Genomic DNA, 14,443 nt, shown 5'->3' on the forward strand with positions numbered 1-14,443 from the left:
AATACGAGGTATTTACGCGCTTTATTGGGAATAAAGCCTTTTCATCAACCTTTTTGTATACGCCCTATTTGCATAAAGATTATAATAGCGGCGAAATTTTCAAAGCCCTCTGCGTAAGAACGTCCATAAGCGTACTCATAAGGCTTTTATTCTTAAGGTGTAACAGTGATCACAACAGACGTATTAATAATTGGTGCCGGTGCCGCAGGCTTAATGTGTGCAGCACAAGCAGGCTATCGTGGTAAAAGCGTTGTTGTGGTTGATATGGGTAAAAAACCTGCTCGTAAAGTGTTGATCAGTGGTGGTGGTCGTTGTAATTTCACCAATGAAAATACCACGCCTGAAAATTATCTTTGTCAAAACCCACACTTTGCCAAATCTGCTTTAAGTCGTTATAGCGCGCAAGATTTCATTGATTTGGTGGATCGTCATGGTTTGAAGTATCACCATAAAACACTTGGCCAGCTGTTCTGTGATGATAGCGCGCAAGATCTGGTTGATATATTGATGACCGAATGTGAGTGGGCAGGTGTTGAAGTTAATCTGCGCAGTGAAGTGCTGTCGGTCACCAAAATTGACGACGGTTATAGCGTAACAACCAATGACAAAAGCTATCAATGCAAATCCTTAGTTGTCGCCTCTGGCGGTTTAACCATGCCTAAATTGGGCGCAACACCCATAGGTTATAAGATTGCTGAGCAATTTGATTTAAACGTACTGGAAACCCTAGCAGCATTAGTGCCGTTCACCTTGCACGAGCACGACAAACAACGTTTTGATGGTTTATCTGGTATTAGCTTATTGACTGAAGTCACCAGTGAAGATGGTACAAGCTTTAAAGAAAATATTTTGTTTACCCATCGGGGTTTATCAGGGCCAGCAATTTTACAAATATCGTCTTTTTGGCGCGCAGGGCAGGCGGTAACTATAAATTTATTGCCAGAATGTAACCTGAGCGAAACCTTAATTCAATGGCAAAACGAACAAGGACAAAAGTCAGTGAAAAACTTACTGGCGACCTTATTACCGAAACGCTTTGTTGAAGTACTAGTTAAAGACGGAATTATTGCAGATAAACCAATCAAACAACTTAATCACCCTGAAATTACTGCACTAAGTGAATATTTACATGCGTGGCAGATTAAGCCGAATGGTACTGAAGGTTACCGAACAGCCGAAGTTACGTTAGGTGGTGTTGACACTGATGAGCTATCAAGTAAAACCTTTGAAAGTAAAAAACAGCAAGGGCTGTTCTTTATTGGTGAAGTGATTGATGTCACTGGTTGGTTGGGAGGCTATAATTTCCAATTTTGCTGGGCTAGTGGATATGCTTGCGGTCAAGCGGTTTAATTGGCTTTAGTAGATGAATTTATTGGAATATCTTTTTCATGAGTTAACATTTGTAGATATTTTATAAAAAATTGAAAATGGGCTGGTTTAGTCAAAAAAATTTTGGGAAAGATCGTATGAAAGTTATACACCTAAATCATCCAATCGATGATCAAGAAAGAGCTGAATTGCTATTTTCTGGCCATTTATTAGTTTATACCCAACGTGAATCCATGATTGAGCTAATTGAATTCACAAAAGCTTTATTAAAGGAACACTTGGGCGAATTAGATCCAACTCATGCCCAGCATCAACTGAATAAGCAAGATTTTTTAAAAGCAACGGGTGCTGCACAGACCCAATTTCGATGCAGTGAAAAAGCACGGCAGTTATTTTTTCACGTACTCAATGAATGCGGTATAGACCCAAAGGTTTGCTATTACGACCATTTCCCGTTGAGAGTTGTACCGTTCGCAGAACAACACAAAGGGGCAGACCGTGCTGCGATTGGTCATCATAGAGATACTTGGGGTAGCAATATTAATTGCCAACAAAACTGGTGGGCCCCTATTTTTGATTTAACAACTGAACGTACTATTGCTATCTATCCGGATTATTGGGGAAAACCACTAGCTAATACAACCGCAACGTGGTGTTTTGATACCTTGTTAGAAAAACGAAATGAAGCGCAAAGGGAGCGTATTTTCGACTATCCCAGTGCCCCATCACCAATTGAAAAAGTTAACGAGGATGGAGTCGTAAAGTTGATAATACAGCCAGGTGACGTTTTAAATTTTGCTAGTGCACAGTTACATGCCAGTGTACCAAATACGTCTAGTGAGACACGCTTTAGTGTAGAAATGCGAACTATCAGCGTAGAAGATTTAAATACCATGCGCCAAGCTCCTAATCTAGATAACGCCGGAACAAAACCTATGTATTCATGGTTTAAAAATATTGAAACGAAGCAGGCGCTAGTATACTAGAAGTGTCCATTGTGTAAGTTGCAAGGACAGTTAGCCATTTCTCTCTTTATCTCAATGTGCTTGTTGACCTTTTCGTTGCTCTTCAGATTGAAAATACATTGAGTAATTGATACTCACGATTTCAAAAAACAGACTAAATCACTTTGGCTTTCCTTACTACTCGCCTCATCCAGGGTTATAGAGTCAACTTAAACGGCTATTTTATTGCTATATAAGTGCGATAAAATAGCCCGATAAGAGATAATACTTACTCTGCTAATATGCCGTATTGAGTAATTTCTTGTGTTGTCATCCAATGTATATTTTCAGCAGATGCAGCCTCAAGGGTATACCAATAAAAGTCAGCAGGAATTCCCATGACTCTATAATAATCTAGGTATTTAACATGCTCTTGATGATCTCTTGGGTAATCAAGAGCAGCCGTACCACTGCCGTCACTCCACGAATGAACCCCTAATCTAGCTCCAGCTTCAACGGTACGTTTAACACCAGCTAAAAACATATCGGTACCGCCTGAGGCTACCATGCCGTCAGCAGGAATATGTGTGTTAATACCGTGATTTCTTAGTTCCGTTGATGCTAACAAATTAATCTCATCATCCATAGAACCAGGTACATTTTGCATGACAATAGTTTTGACCTGAGGATAATCGCTAAACAGTTTTTGCATGACTTTTAAGGTGTCTGAGCCGATAACTCCATTCATGTAAACGGTATCTGCACTGCTATCATCACCTTTAAAAGTAAAGTTCGCAGATTCTTCTTGATCACTGGCTTCGTAACTTAGTTCCGCAATATCTGAAACACAACTAGTCTCAAGCGTTTTATTTGGATTAGCTAAAAAATTAGCGGCCATAGTGTCAAAACAACTTAAGCCTGAAAACAATTGCCCATGACCGCCTTGTGGGTTAGTCACACTTTGTGCATTAGGCATGTTTTTCGCGACTAACGTTCCCCAAGCAGCAGGTGTCTGCGGATCCTGCAGACCATTGAGAATTAATACAGGAAGATCACTGGTAACGGCTTGTGTCTCAATATCATTTGCTGAGGCTACATCCCAAGCTTTACAAGATGCGGCATCAAAGCCCATATGAAACATGCCATTCACCGCTAGTTGGGTACTTGCCGACCAACCTTGACTATTATCATCAACTAAAGCGGTTATATTAAGAAATGGATATTCTTCTGCACAAACAGTAGATAATCCCATCGCATTATAAAAAAGCTCTTCCTCGCCTTGTTCATCACCTTCATTCTGCTCTTCAGTGATTGTATCTAAGGCAGATGCATACTTACTGATATCTTTATTAACCGCTAACAAGTAGTCAAGGATAACTGATTCAGAGGACATGTTAAGCAAGGTTTGGATAAATTCTCGACTCTCTTTTACCATGCCTTCATTATGCATACGGGCAATAATATCTTCGATAACCGCTTTTACTTCTTCAGGAGGGCAATCGTCGGTATTCTCACAGTTTTTAATTATTTGATTCAGTGATTCATAGTTCGCCCATGGCGTATCAGAGATACCGTTAACTTCTATCGGAAACATACCATCTAAGATGACACTGCGAATGCCTTCGCTATTTTCTCGCATGATAGTTGTGGCTAATCGTGTGCCATAAGAAATACCGTACAAATTCCATTGTGATATTTTTAATGCGGTTCTGAGCTGAATAATGTCCATGGCATTATGTACGCTATGATAAGCATTTAAATCCACTCCAGAATTTTCTAATCTTGCTTTACACGCCTGTACTTGGTCAGGTGTACCTGCTTCATCAAACTCAGTGCAAAGTAGTGCGGGCTTTGAATAACCAGTACCGCGTTGGTCGACTAAATATACGTCTCTGTCATTGATAAAAGTAGCTGTCTTTATCACTTGAGCAATACTTGAACTGGCACTGCCTCCAGGGCCACCTTGAAGATAAACAACAGGGTCGGCTTGTTTATTTGTTGAAGTAGAAGCTAGCTTGAGTACTGCTATTTCAATCTTTTTATCTGAAGCGGTCTGACCATATAGAGCATGTTTTTCTGGCACGGTCAGATAGCCACAACTCGAACCCTCAGTCAAAAGGGCTACTTTAGCGGAAGGCAGCATACTCTTACATGCTACAGTCTTGAATGAGTTAACTGGCGTGGTAACAGCTTTATCTGTTGTTACATTACTCTTTGAGCTAGAGTCGCCACATGCAGCTAATAGACTTGTCGCTATTATTGCAGAGGCAATAAGTGTTCTATTGGTTGGTACCATTGAATATTTCCTTCATTTTTTGGTTTTTTAATAAACTTGGAATTATTCTATTGATGGACTGACCTTCTATCTATGGCATTAGTTTTTAAAAAATGTCATGTTTGTGTTGAAAAATGTCAGATTTTGTAAGCGTGATGCTATGTGGGAGGAGATCTTTCAAAGTGCAAATGAAGTTGATAGATCTAATACCAAGTCCATTAAGTTATTTCCCACTCAGCGAGAATTAAAAGGCTTAGAGACTAGGCATTGATTGAAGAGAATGGTTATTCAGGAGAATATGCTCCTGCATTCTCTAATAAGCTGCATCCATGCAGCGTCCTTATCAAAATCAATAACACTGTATGTAAGCCTTTACTTTTTATTAGGTACTCGCCCTTGGGAGCTTGTCAGAAAAGCAATAACTGCACAAATTTATTAGATATAGAATGACTATACCAGCACAAATTTTATTTGTTATAGCTCTTCTGACATAGCTCGGAGGTGGGAATAAATTTAATCGAATTGGTATAACTTTAAATAAATAATGATTGGTGATTATTAGGTCACTGACAGGGCTAAGAAAAATAACTTAAAAATGGCCTCCCGTGAGCCGTCATCAACCAAACTAGCGTTGCGGTATTAATAACTACGGTAAACCAAAATGTTACCCTAAACTCCTTCTTTTTAGATTTATGTCTAAGCAATTGTTGTGCAAGAGCAGCACCAGGCCACCCGCCAAGTAGTGCTAATAAGTGCAAAGTGCTTTCTTGTGTGCGCCACTTTCCCCGCTGTGCTTTTGATTTATCAAAGGCATAGACGAGAAAAGTCATAAGACTAACGCCTAAGTAAACCAGTAATATTTTCTGGGGCAGGTAATCAAGAAGATAAGCAATAGCGACTAAAGTAATGAATATCAGGGACAGATAAATTGAGAATGTACTTATATTTTTGGTTTGCTTTTTATGTGATTTTTCACCAGCAAATGTTGCCTGATCTGCGCAATATCTCCCTTGGTTATCTTGTATTACTGAGAAGCTAATAATATCGTTGATTTTGGGTGTTCTATTTCGGTTTTTCAAAGCCGTTTTGTGTATAAAAATAGTATCACCACTGCCATTTGGTGTTATAAAACCAAAGGCTTTATCGGTGTTCCATCTAATGAGTTTTCCTGTTAAACGCATAGTAACTTCCTTGTTTCAGCTTGCAGCAATTAGTTATGAAGTAAATCAGCTATTAAGCACTTATATGCGCTTTTAGCGTGTCGAATGCTTTAGTTGTTTTATCTTGCTCAGCACAAATACTCAGTAAGTCATCGATAAAATGGTTTAACGCCTTGCTCTCAATATTTTTAACTTTCTCTTGTTGTGCAGGCGTTAGCATTTGATAGCTAGTGGCAGCACCAAAATCGCCGAAAATGATATTACCTTGGCTATCAAATAAAGTGTTATGCGCGTATAAATCACCATGACATACTTGATTTTTATGCAAGTGTGCGAATACATCTTGCATCTGACTAACAATGTTACTAATAAGCGTAATAGGTAACCTGAAACCCTGTGAAAAGGTATCTCGGGTGCAGCTGTTAAAGCAAGGAGGTAAACCTAGGTTTTGATAATTTTCAGGGATCAGCGTCATGATTAACGCAAGATAGTTGTCTTCATTCACTTGCGCTAATGATTCTACTAAATTTGGGTGATAGCCTACTTGCAAACAAGCTTGTAATTCATCTTGTGGGTAACCATCACTGGTAATTTCACCTTTAAATACTTTTACTGCAATATCTTCAGGAAATTGTGATTGCGGGCTATTCCAGTGTGCCTTTGAAATAACACCCGAGGCACCCTGACCTAATACATTTTCTAAGGTGTAGCTTGTTGATGATAGTTCAGGAACGGACTTAACTTTGGTGTAAGACTCACTGTGAGTTGTAGGCTCAACTGCGGTAAAAGGGTTACCAGCAAAGGCAAACCAGGCCAAATTCGGCAGGTTCAATAATTGTTCAGGGCATTCTGTTAGTTTATTTGCAGAAATACGTACGAGTTCCAAATTATGGGCTTGCGCTAATGTTTGCGGTAAATGCGTTAATTGGTTACCCGCCAAGGCTAATTTTTGTAACCTTGGTCGCTCACCTAAACTATTTGGTAATGTTTCAATTAAGTTATCCGTTAAAATTAACCAACGTAATTGAGCAGGTAATGAATGCTCCGCCACTTGTTTTATTTGGTTCGATTTAAAGCCAACCATCTCAAGGTTTGGTAACTGTCCTAAGACTTCTGGCAAGTGTTCAAATTGATTCTGTGAAGCGAAAATAATCTTTAATTTTGTCAATTGTGCTAACTCATCAGGTAGTGATGATAAGGCATTATTAGATAAATCTAGGATTTCTAAGCTGTCTGCTAACGTTAAAATTTCTAATGGGAATGTGTTTAGATTTTCAGATAATTTTAATTGGCTAATGCCGGCGAGTTCGCCAGAGCGAAGTTGAGAAAGCGTATGCAACATAAAGCGTCCGTAGATATGATTAAAAACGGCGCTAGTGTACAAGAAATTTTTCGTTAAAGCTTGGGCTATTGAACAATGACTTTCATCACTTTACCGATGGAAATAGCTTCTTTTAACACTGATGTTTAGAATTTTACTTTTTTTGGTATTTAGGATGTAATCTCAAATAATCACACCAAACACTGAAGTTAGTATGGTTATAACGGATATCTGTCGCGGTAAACCATCTTGAATATCCCATTGCTTGGAGACGAAACAAGACTTTATTACCATCAATGGCAACATGACAAATTAAATTTTCCATCGTGTCGTTGCTTACTTGAACTTGCGCAAAACCTAGGGCATTACGTTGATGTTTTACTGTTATTTTAGGCATAGCTAACGCACTAACAGAGAATAATAATGCAGTGATTAAAGCAAATACCTTCATAGCCATCTTCGTATTTTTTGTATCATTTAGAAAATAATGTGCAGTTTAGCATTGAAAGCTAATGAAGTGTCTCCATAACTTATAACAACGCAGTAATTCATTCTAGTTATTGCAATTCAATTATAATATTAAAAAATATGCTCCATAAAAGCATTTACAAGAGATAAAGTCATGGCTAATTTCGTCCCTGTTAGAAAAGAACAACACCAAAATCTTAAACTTGCTAGCAAGCGCGATCTTGCACATGCTGCTGGTCAGCACATTGTTTCATTAACCGCTGCTGAATATGCGCAAGCATCAGCAAGTTTTCCTGTGTTATTAGTTAAAAATCCTGAATCACCACGTTACCGAAGTGTTGCGATGTTAGGTTTAGAAGCAGGTGAGAACTTATATTATAAAGATGATAAATGGAGTGGTTTATCATTACCACAAAGTATTGGTATGGCACCATTTGCTTTAGGTTTAGATCCTGACAAAGAAAATACCTTAACTGCTTGTGTTGATATTGATAGCGCTTTAGTGGCTGAAGATAAAGAGCTTGCATTATTTGAAGCAGACGGCAAAGAATCAGAGTTATTAGCTAATGTGCAAAACTCACTAGGTCGTTTATATGAAAATGAAAAAATGACTGAAAACTTTATTAAAGAACTTGAAGAAAATGATTTATTACAAGAGCTTGAATTGAACATTGATTTGAGTAGTGGCGAAAAGAAAAAACTTACCGGTATTTTCACTGTTAATGAAGATAAAGTGAAAGCATTAGCTGATGATAAGGTTTTAGATTTTCATAAACGTGGCTTATTTGTGCCAATTTATGCGATGTTAGGTTCTTTAGGGCAAATGAATCGTTTAGTTCAATTGCGAAACCTAACGGGTAAGGCTCAAATTTCAAACATCCAAATTGCACCACTAGCTAAAGAAGAAGTAAAAGAAGGCGTTGCAGAGAGTTAATTCACCTGTCGTTTTGACCGTAAAAAATTATAAATGATATTAAAAGGGGCTTTTGCCCCTTTTTTGTTGCTTTTTTGTTAAAAAAAATTACTTTTCATATTCCTGTGCAGATGCAGCTGTGATAATTTAGAAGCAGTAGCGATTTATAATAATGAGAATAATATGGTCGATAAAAGTAAATTTTCTAAGGATGTCGAAGAACAAATTCAAAGTTTGGCTAGTGACATTTACATTCAAGTGGAAGATAAATTAACTCACTTAATAGCATCTGCAATTAAGACGGAAACGAGTAAAAATACTGATCAACAAAACCAATATCTATCAGAAAAAGAACAATCATTACAAAAAAACTTTACTGAAAAACAACAGTCACAACTCAAAGAAGTTACCCAGCTTAAACAAGCATTAGCTGAAAAAGAGGCTGATGAGGCAACTAATAAGCAAAATTTCCAGGTAGAACTCACTCAAAATACTATTAATTACAGTGAGACCATAGAATCTTTGGAAAAAGAAATTGTTAACTTAAAACAGCAAAAAACACAGCAACAAGATAAAAAACAAAGCAGTAATAATAAGTTAGATGAAAAGTTACTGGAAACAGAACAAACACTTAATGATAAAAATCAAGAAATTGACGGTTTAAATGGTCGCATTATGGTATTAACTGAGCAAGAGCAAAGTTTAATGTCACAGCTTACTGTTGCTAAAGAAAAAATTCAGCTGAACGAAAAGCAACACAACGAAGCACTAACAACAGTTAAAAACCAAGCCGAAGCGACAGCCAAACAAAAAATTGATGCGTTAACTGAAAAACTACAGTTAAATGAAAAGCAGCACAGTGAGGCACTAACAACAATTAAAAACCAAACCGAAGCGACAGCCAAACAAAAAATTGATGCGTTAACTGAAAAACTACAGTTAAATGAAAAGCAGCAAAGCGAAGCGGTAATAACGATTAAAAGCCAAACTGAAGCGACGGCCAAACAACAAATTGATGTGTTAACAGAGAAACTTCGGAAACTCGAGGATGATAGTTCTCGTATGCAAGCGGAAGCAATGCAAAGTAGTGACAGTAAAGTAAAAGACTTAGAGCAGAAGATATCTCAGTTAGCAGAACAAGCTCAACAGGAACAAAACGGTAAAGCTGAATTACAACAACAGTTATCAGCACAACAAAAATCAATTGATACAGAGCAAGATAAAAATAAACAAACTGAACAAAAAAGCCAAGACTTTCAAGCACAAATTATTAAGCTAACTAAGCAAGCAGCCATTGATAAACAAAAACTTCTTGATGAAATAAAGTCTATCAATGAAGGTTCAGAAAAAATTAAACAACAACACCTTGATGAGAAAGAAGCAGTTAATGAAGGTGCGGAACAAGTAAAACAGCGCCACCTTGATGAGATAAAAGCAATTCATGAGGGCGCTGAGCAAGTAAAACAGCAACATCTTGATGAGATAAAAGTAATTCATGAGGGCGCTGACCAAGTAAAACAGCAACACCTTGATGAGATAAAAGTAATTAATGAGGGCGCTGAACAAGTGAAACAGCAACACCTTGATGAGATAAAAGCAATTCATGAGGGCGCTGAACAAACGAAACAATTACAAGCATCAGCGCAGCAAAACATTATAGAATTAGAAAAAACTAACGAGCAACTTAGTCATAAATTAGCAACTGAACAAAATGATATAAAATTATATCAGCAAGAAGTGACAGTACTTAATGAGCAAGTGAAGGTTGCTCAAGAAGGGCAAGAAAATATCTTGCAACGCTTTAATAAGAATCGTGATAAACAAGAAATAGAAAATAATAAGGTGCGAGAAACTATTAAATTCTTACGCGATGAGAATCATCAGTTAATCAGTGATAACGGTGAGCAAAAGGCTCAGTTTAACGATCAAACAAGTGAGTTGGAGCATAAGTTGACCGAATATCGATTGAAATTTGAGTATGCTCAAAAGCAATTAACCAGTTAGTTGTTTCGATATCTATATACCCAAACCACTTGAAGATGAGTGTTTCAGGATGCTTGAGCGATTCATGATCAAGGCGCCTCTTTTTATTAAGGGTTATTCTCTTAAAAAAGGAGGCAACGAAGAGCATGGTTGCTCACACGTCCCCGCAGGGCTGGTTTAGAAACGCTTTATGCTGCGTTATTGATTTCGACAATAGAATAACTATTCTCTTCAATCAATGCCTTGCCTAAAGGCATTTCTAATTCCAGCTGAAACCTACATCTTCAGGTAGTTTGGGTATACAATACAGCCTTGATAAAACCAAGCTTATTCGCATTTTGAATAGGCTTGGGTATAATCCAGCTAATTATCTCAACTGAGTATATATCTAAGTGACTATTCATCTTCCTTTTGCCAAGTTAAGTCATTGGCATCAAATTGCTTTCTCTGCAGCGTTACTTGAGCGTATGTTACCCAATTACCAAATGTTTAGTGAAGCCGCTGATTTCGGTAATGCTAAAGTATTACGTAATCAACTCGATATTATTTGGCAATGGCTTGATAACAGTAGTACGGTAAAAATTAATAGCGAGGCGCAATTACTCAAATTAGAAGCTGAAACCCCAGATCCTGAAGCCTTTGATTCCTTTGGTGTATTTCCTGCTCTTGATGCGTGTATGGCGTTTTCGGCTTTGTGGCAATTAATGCAAGTTAAGCCATCGAAGAAACAAAAAACATCGGAAATTGATATTGACGATATCCAAAGCATCAGTCGCCTATCCCATAACAGTGTCAGTTATTATGTCGAGCTGCTTTTACTTGAAGAAGTTGAAGAGTCCGCCGATGAAGAACTCACGATCACTACCGAGCAAATGGATGAACATCCACTCATGCAATGGGAAAAGGACACGCAAAATGAGCTGTTCGATTTCCTTAAATTTGCTGCGGCCGATAAGCGTACTTGTAAGCTAGCTAAGCAGATGAGCCTATCTGAAGGTTTATCTAATTTAGGCATAGAGATTATTTAGTCGTTGATAGTCGCTAAATGAATCCAAAGCCTAGCCTAACGCTCAAATAAAATAATCCCCTTAATACAGGAAGCGAATATGAAGTTATTCAGTTGTGCATTGTTTGCCGTCACCTTGATCTTGTCTGTAGTTACTCCAGTGCATGCAAGCAATGTTGTTGATAAAAACATTAAGATTGAACAGGCTATCACTAAAGCCATGAGTACGTTTCAAGTGCCCGGCGTAGCGGTAGCCATCATCAAAGATAATAAAGTGGTAATGAGTAAAGGTTTTGGTGTTGTTGAGCATGGTAAATCAGCTCAAGTTACCTCTGACACACTATTTGGTATTGCTTCAAATACTAAAGCAATGACCGCTGCTTTGTTGGCCAACCTAGTGGATGAAGGCAAGTTGACTTGGCAAACGAAGGTTATTGATATTATTCCTGAATTTCAAATGCCTGATGCCTATGTTACCCGTGAATTTACCATTACCGACTTATTAGCTCATAATTCTGGCTTAGGTAAAGGTGCAGGTGATCTAATGATTTGGCCACATACTACGTTAACTAATGCTGATGTTATTAAAGGGATAAAATATTTACCTGAAGCCTCAAGCTTTCGTAGTGAATTTTCTTACGATAATTTGCTCTATATTGTTGGTGGAGAGGTGATTGCTCGTATTACGGGACAAACTTGGAATGAGGTGGTGCAAGCGAGTATTTTTACTCCGCTTGGTATGAAAAATACTCGTGCAGCTTTTTCACTGATTGATGAAAGTAATAAAAATGTTGCCAGAGCGCATGTGCCACTTAAAGGAAAATTAAATGTTGTAGGTGGCAACTTTATAGAAAGATTTGGTGCAGCAGCTTCAGTAGCATCTAGCGCTAATGATATGAGCTTGTGGTTACAGACTCAGTTAAATAAAGGTGCTTATGCTATCAAACAGGATGAAAAGTCACCTCGTCTATTTTCAGCTGAACAAAGTCGCTTTATGTGGCAAGCGCGTACTATATTGCCCGTTACAGCAGAAGCAACTCAACAAGATAAAACGCACTTTGCTGCTTATGGCTTAGGCTGGTTTATGAAAGATTATCATGGGGTGAAGCTACTTCATCACGGTGGTGGTATTTTAGGTATGGTCTCTAAAGTGGTATTGGTGCCAGAAGAAGAGCTTGCTATGGTGATTCTAACTAATCAACAGTCGAGCTTCGCTGTTAATGCAATTTATCATCAAATTTTAAATGAGTACCTTGAATTACCTAAAAAAGATTGGATTGCTTATTATCATACAAAACAGACAACGAAGACTGCTAAAGAACAAAAGCGCCTAGCAAAAGCGGCAGATTCAGTTCATAAAAACTCAGCACATTCATTAGTATTACGTGAATATGCGCAGACTTATGTTGATGATTGGTATGGCGAAATTCATATAACATTTAAAAATAATAAGCTACATATGCAATTTGGTAACACCCCAGAATTAAAGGGCACCTTAGAGCACTACCAACATAATACCTTTATTGTTCGCTGGCATGATAAAACGCTTAAGGCTGATGCATTTGTTAACTTTAATTTAAATGAAGATGGTGGAATTAATTACGCCACCATGAAAGCAGTATCACGGGCGACTGACTTTAGTTTTGATTTTCATGACTTAAAATTAGTGCCGAAAAACTAATTGCTAATTTTGATAGATAAAAAGGAGTACCTATAGGTACTCCTTTTTTGTTTTCAATGTTGGCGTTGTGTAGATAATTCGCAAAGCCTTAGCGTAGGAATTGTGTTTTTTCTTGTCGCTTATTAATAACATTCTTGATATCTAAATTGGCATTGTTATTGGTTTGCTTTACCTCAACTCCTTCATGATTTAATAACCATAATTTACGCTCAATACCACCAGCATAACCTGTTAATGAACCATCACCACCAATAACGCGATGACAAGGTACAATCAACGTAATGGGATTTCTACCATTAGCGCCACCAACAGCCTGTGAGGCTTTTGGTTTATCGAGCATCTTGGCTATTTCGCCGTAGGATTTCACAGTACCAAATGGAATCTTTGCTAAACAACCCCATACGGATTGTTGAAATTCAGTACCTTGAGGGTCTAATGGTACGGTAAAAGTCTGACGCTGGCCGGCAAAGTATTCTATTAATTGCTGTTTACAAAGAGCAGTGATGTCATTGGCTTTGCGTTCACCTTTTTTATCATCATAACTTTGGTCACCACAAAATATGGCTTGGCAAATACCTTGCTCGGTTGCCATAAATTCAAACAAGCCCAATGGCGTGTCGAGATAATCAATAAACATATTAATGGTCTCCTAAAATGCACAGCATGAAATTATCCCTGATATTGATACAGTTGATAAACAACTTGGCCAGAAATTTTCTCTTTAATTAATTGCCAGTTAGCTGGGATAACTTGTGTGCTATCTGCTTCCATCTCTACATAAATGAGTGCCTGATCGGCCAAACCAAAGTGATTTAGTAATTGTGCGGTTTGTTCGACCAATTGTTTTCTAAAAGGAGGATCGAGAAAAACTAAATCAAAGGGTTTGTCTGACTTTGCGGTTAACCCTACTTTAAGAGGATCTTTTTTAAGAAAAACAAGCGCATTATCATTAATAACATTAATGTTATCAGCCTTGAGTAAGTCTTTATTCTCAAGTAATTGGTTCGCTGCGGCTCTATTTAATTCCACCAAGGTTACTTCATCGGCACCACGAGATAACGCTTCAAAACCTAAACTACCAGAGCCAGCAAAACAGTCTAAGCAATTGGCTTGAGCAATATAGGGCATGAGCCAATTAAAGACAGTCTCTTTAACTCTATCGGTTGTTGGGCGTAATCCCTCTGCCATTAATACCGGTAATTTTCTACCTTTGTATTTACCGGCAATAATACGGATTTTACCGGCAGACTTACCCTGTCCTCTCCCAGAAAGGAGCTTTTTACTTAGTTGTTTTTTTGCTTGATTCATATCACTGACAATTTTGCTATTAAGTGCTAATATAGCGCCAATTTTATCCTTGTTT

Annotated in this window: 12 protein-coding genes; 6 read left to right on the forward strand and 6 right to left on the reverse strand. The window is 37.9% G+C overall.

Translation table 11 applies throughout. From position 1 onward, the window contains the following. Positions 1-165: 165 nt before the first annotated feature. Both CPS_RS00660 and CPS_RS00665 read left to right on the forward strand, forming a co-directional pair. On the forward strand, positions 166-1,350 hold the full coding sequence (locus CPS_RS00660) for an NAD(P)/FAD-dependent oxidoreductase (protein ID WP_011041020.1): 1,185 nt from the start codon (positions 166-168) through the stop codon (positions 1,348-1,350). Between the two features lie 116 nt (positions 1,351-1,466). Then, positions 1,467-2,315 (forward strand): hypothetical protein, encoded by an 849-nt coding sequence (locus CPS_RS00665; protein WP_011041021.1) that lies wholly within the window; start codon positions 1,467-1,469, stop codon positions 2,313-2,315. A gap of 247 nt (positions 2,316-2,562) precedes the next feature. Here the strand turns inward: CPS_RS00665 and CPS_RS00670 are convergent, their stop codons facing one another. The 4 genes from CPS_RS00670 to CPS_RS00685 form a co-directional block, all read right to left on the reverse strand. After that, positions 2,563-4,569 carry an alpha/beta fold hydrolase gene (locus CPS_RS00670; protein WP_011041022.1) on the reverse strand — a complete coding sequence of 669 codons (2,007 nt, stop codon included), beginning with the start codon at positions 4,567-4,569 and terminating at the stop codon, positions 2,563-2,565. 554 nt (positions 4,570-5,123) lie between these two features. After that, complete coding sequence (locus CPS_RS00675) at positions 5,124-5,729, reverse strand: DUF1294 domain-containing protein (protein ID WP_011041023.1); 606 nt, start codon at positions 5,727-5,729, stop codon at positions 5,124-5,126. A gap of 52 nt (positions 5,730-5,781) precedes the next feature. Next, entirely contained in the window at positions 5,782-7,047 is a 1,266-nt protein-coding gene (locus CPS_RS00680; protein WP_041737206.1) for a leucine-rich repeat-containing protein kinase family protein, read from the reverse strand. 136 nt (positions 7,048-7,183) lie between these two features. Next, complete coding sequence (locus CPS_RS00685; RefSeq protein WP_011041025.1) at positions 7,184-7,480, reverse strand: hypothetical protein; 297 nt, start codon at positions 7,478-7,480, stop codon at positions 7,184-7,186. A 171-nt stretch (positions 7,481-7,651) separates the two neighbouring features. On the opposite strand from CPS_RS00685, the gene CPS_RS00690 reads away from it, so the two are divergent. The 4 genes from CPS_RS00690 (at position 7,652) to CPS_RS00705 (ending at position 13,080) form a co-directional block, all read left to right on the forward strand. Beyond that, positions 7,652-8,431 carry a SapC family protein gene (locus CPS_RS00690; protein ID WP_011041026.1) on the forward strand — a complete coding sequence of 260 codons (780 nt, stop codon included), beginning with the start codon at positions 7,652-7,654 and terminating at the stop codon, positions 8,429-8,431. A gap of 162 nt (positions 8,432-8,593) precedes the next feature. After that, positions 8,594-10,414 carry a hypothetical protein gene (locus CPS_RS00695; RefSeq protein ID WP_011041027.1) on the forward strand — a complete coding sequence of 607 codons (1,821 nt, stop codon included), beginning with the start codon at positions 8,594-8,596 and terminating at the stop codon, positions 10,412-10,414. Positions 10,415-10,785: 371 nt separating this feature from the next. Further along, positions 10,786-11,421, forward strand: a complete 636-nt coding sequence (locus tag CPS_RS00700) for a YjaG family protein (protein ID WP_011041028.1) — start codon at positions 10,786-10,788, stop codon at positions 11,419-11,421. A gap of 78 nt (positions 11,422-11,499) precedes the next feature. Continuing rightward, complete coding sequence (locus CPS_RS00705; protein WP_011041029.1) at positions 11,500-13,080, forward strand: serine hydrolase; 1,581 nt, start codon at positions 11,500-11,502, stop codon at positions 13,078-13,080. An 88-nt stretch (positions 13,081-13,168) separates the two neighbouring features. Here CPS_RS00705 and CPS_RS00710 read toward each other — a convergent pair whose 3' ends face one another. Both CPS_RS00710 and rsmD read right to left on the reverse strand, forming a co-directional pair. Continuing rightward, the gene (locus CPS_RS00710) at positions 13,169-13,717 is read right to left on the reverse strand and encodes a methylated-DNA--[protein]-cysteine S-methyltransferase (protein WP_011041030.1); all 549 of its coding nucleotides are present in this window, start codon (positions 13,715-13,717) and stop codon (positions 13,169-13,171) included. Between the two features lie 32 nt (positions 13,718-13,749). Then, positions 13,750-14,388 carry a 16S rRNA (guanine(966)-N(2))-methyltransferase RsmD gene (gene rsmD / locus CPS_RS00715; protein WP_011041031.1) on the reverse strand — a complete coding sequence of 213 codons (639 nt, stop codon included), beginning with the start codon at positions 14,386-14,388 and terminating at the stop codon, positions 13,750-13,752. Positions 14,389-14,443 lie beyond the last annotated feature (55 nt).

This window comes from Colwellia psychrerythraea 34H (assembly GCF_000012325.1).
In the GTDB taxonomy this organism is placed as follows: Bacteria; Pseudomonadota; Gammaproteobacteria; order Enterobacterales; family Alteromonadaceae; genus Colwellia; species Colwellia psychrerythraea_A.

Excerpts from the sequence above, each read along its gene's own strand:
- CPS_RS00665 (WP_011041021.1), top strand. The coding sequence starts at position 1,467 with ATGAAAGTTATACACCTAAATCATCCAATCGATGATCAAGAAAGAGCT.
- CPS_RS00670 (WP_011041022.1), bottom strand. The coding sequence starts at position 4,569 with ATGGTACCAACCAATAGAACACTTATTGCCTCTGCAATAATAGCGACA.
- CPS_RS00675 (WP_011041023.1), bottom strand. The coding sequence starts at position 5,729 with ATGCGTTTAACAGGAAAACTCATTAGATGGAACACCGATAAAGCCTTT.
- CPS_RS00685 (WP_011041025.1), bottom strand. The coding sequence starts at position 7,480 with ATGAAGGTATTTGCTTTAATCACTGCATTATTATTCTCTGTTAGTGCG.
- CPS_RS00690 (WP_011041026.1), top strand. The coding sequence starts at position 7,652 with ATGGCTAATTTCGTCCCTGTTAGAAAAGAACAACACCAAAATCTTAAA.
- CPS_RS00695 (WP_011041027.1), top strand. The coding sequence starts at position 8,594 with ATGGTCGATAAAAGTAAATTTTCTAAGGATGTCGAAGAACAAATTCAA.
- CPS_RS00705 (WP_011041029.1), top strand. The coding sequence starts at position 11,500 with ATGAAGTTATTCAGTTGTGCATTGTTTGCCGTCACCTTGATCTTGTCT.
- CPS_RS00710 (WP_011041030.1), bottom strand. The coding sequence starts at position 13,717 with ATGTTTATTGATTATCTCGACACGCCATTGGGCTTGTTTGAATTTATG.
- rsmD (WP_011041031.1), bottom strand. The coding sequence starts at position 14,388 with ATGAATCAAGCAAAAAAACAACTAAGTAAAAAGCTCCTTTCTGGGAGA.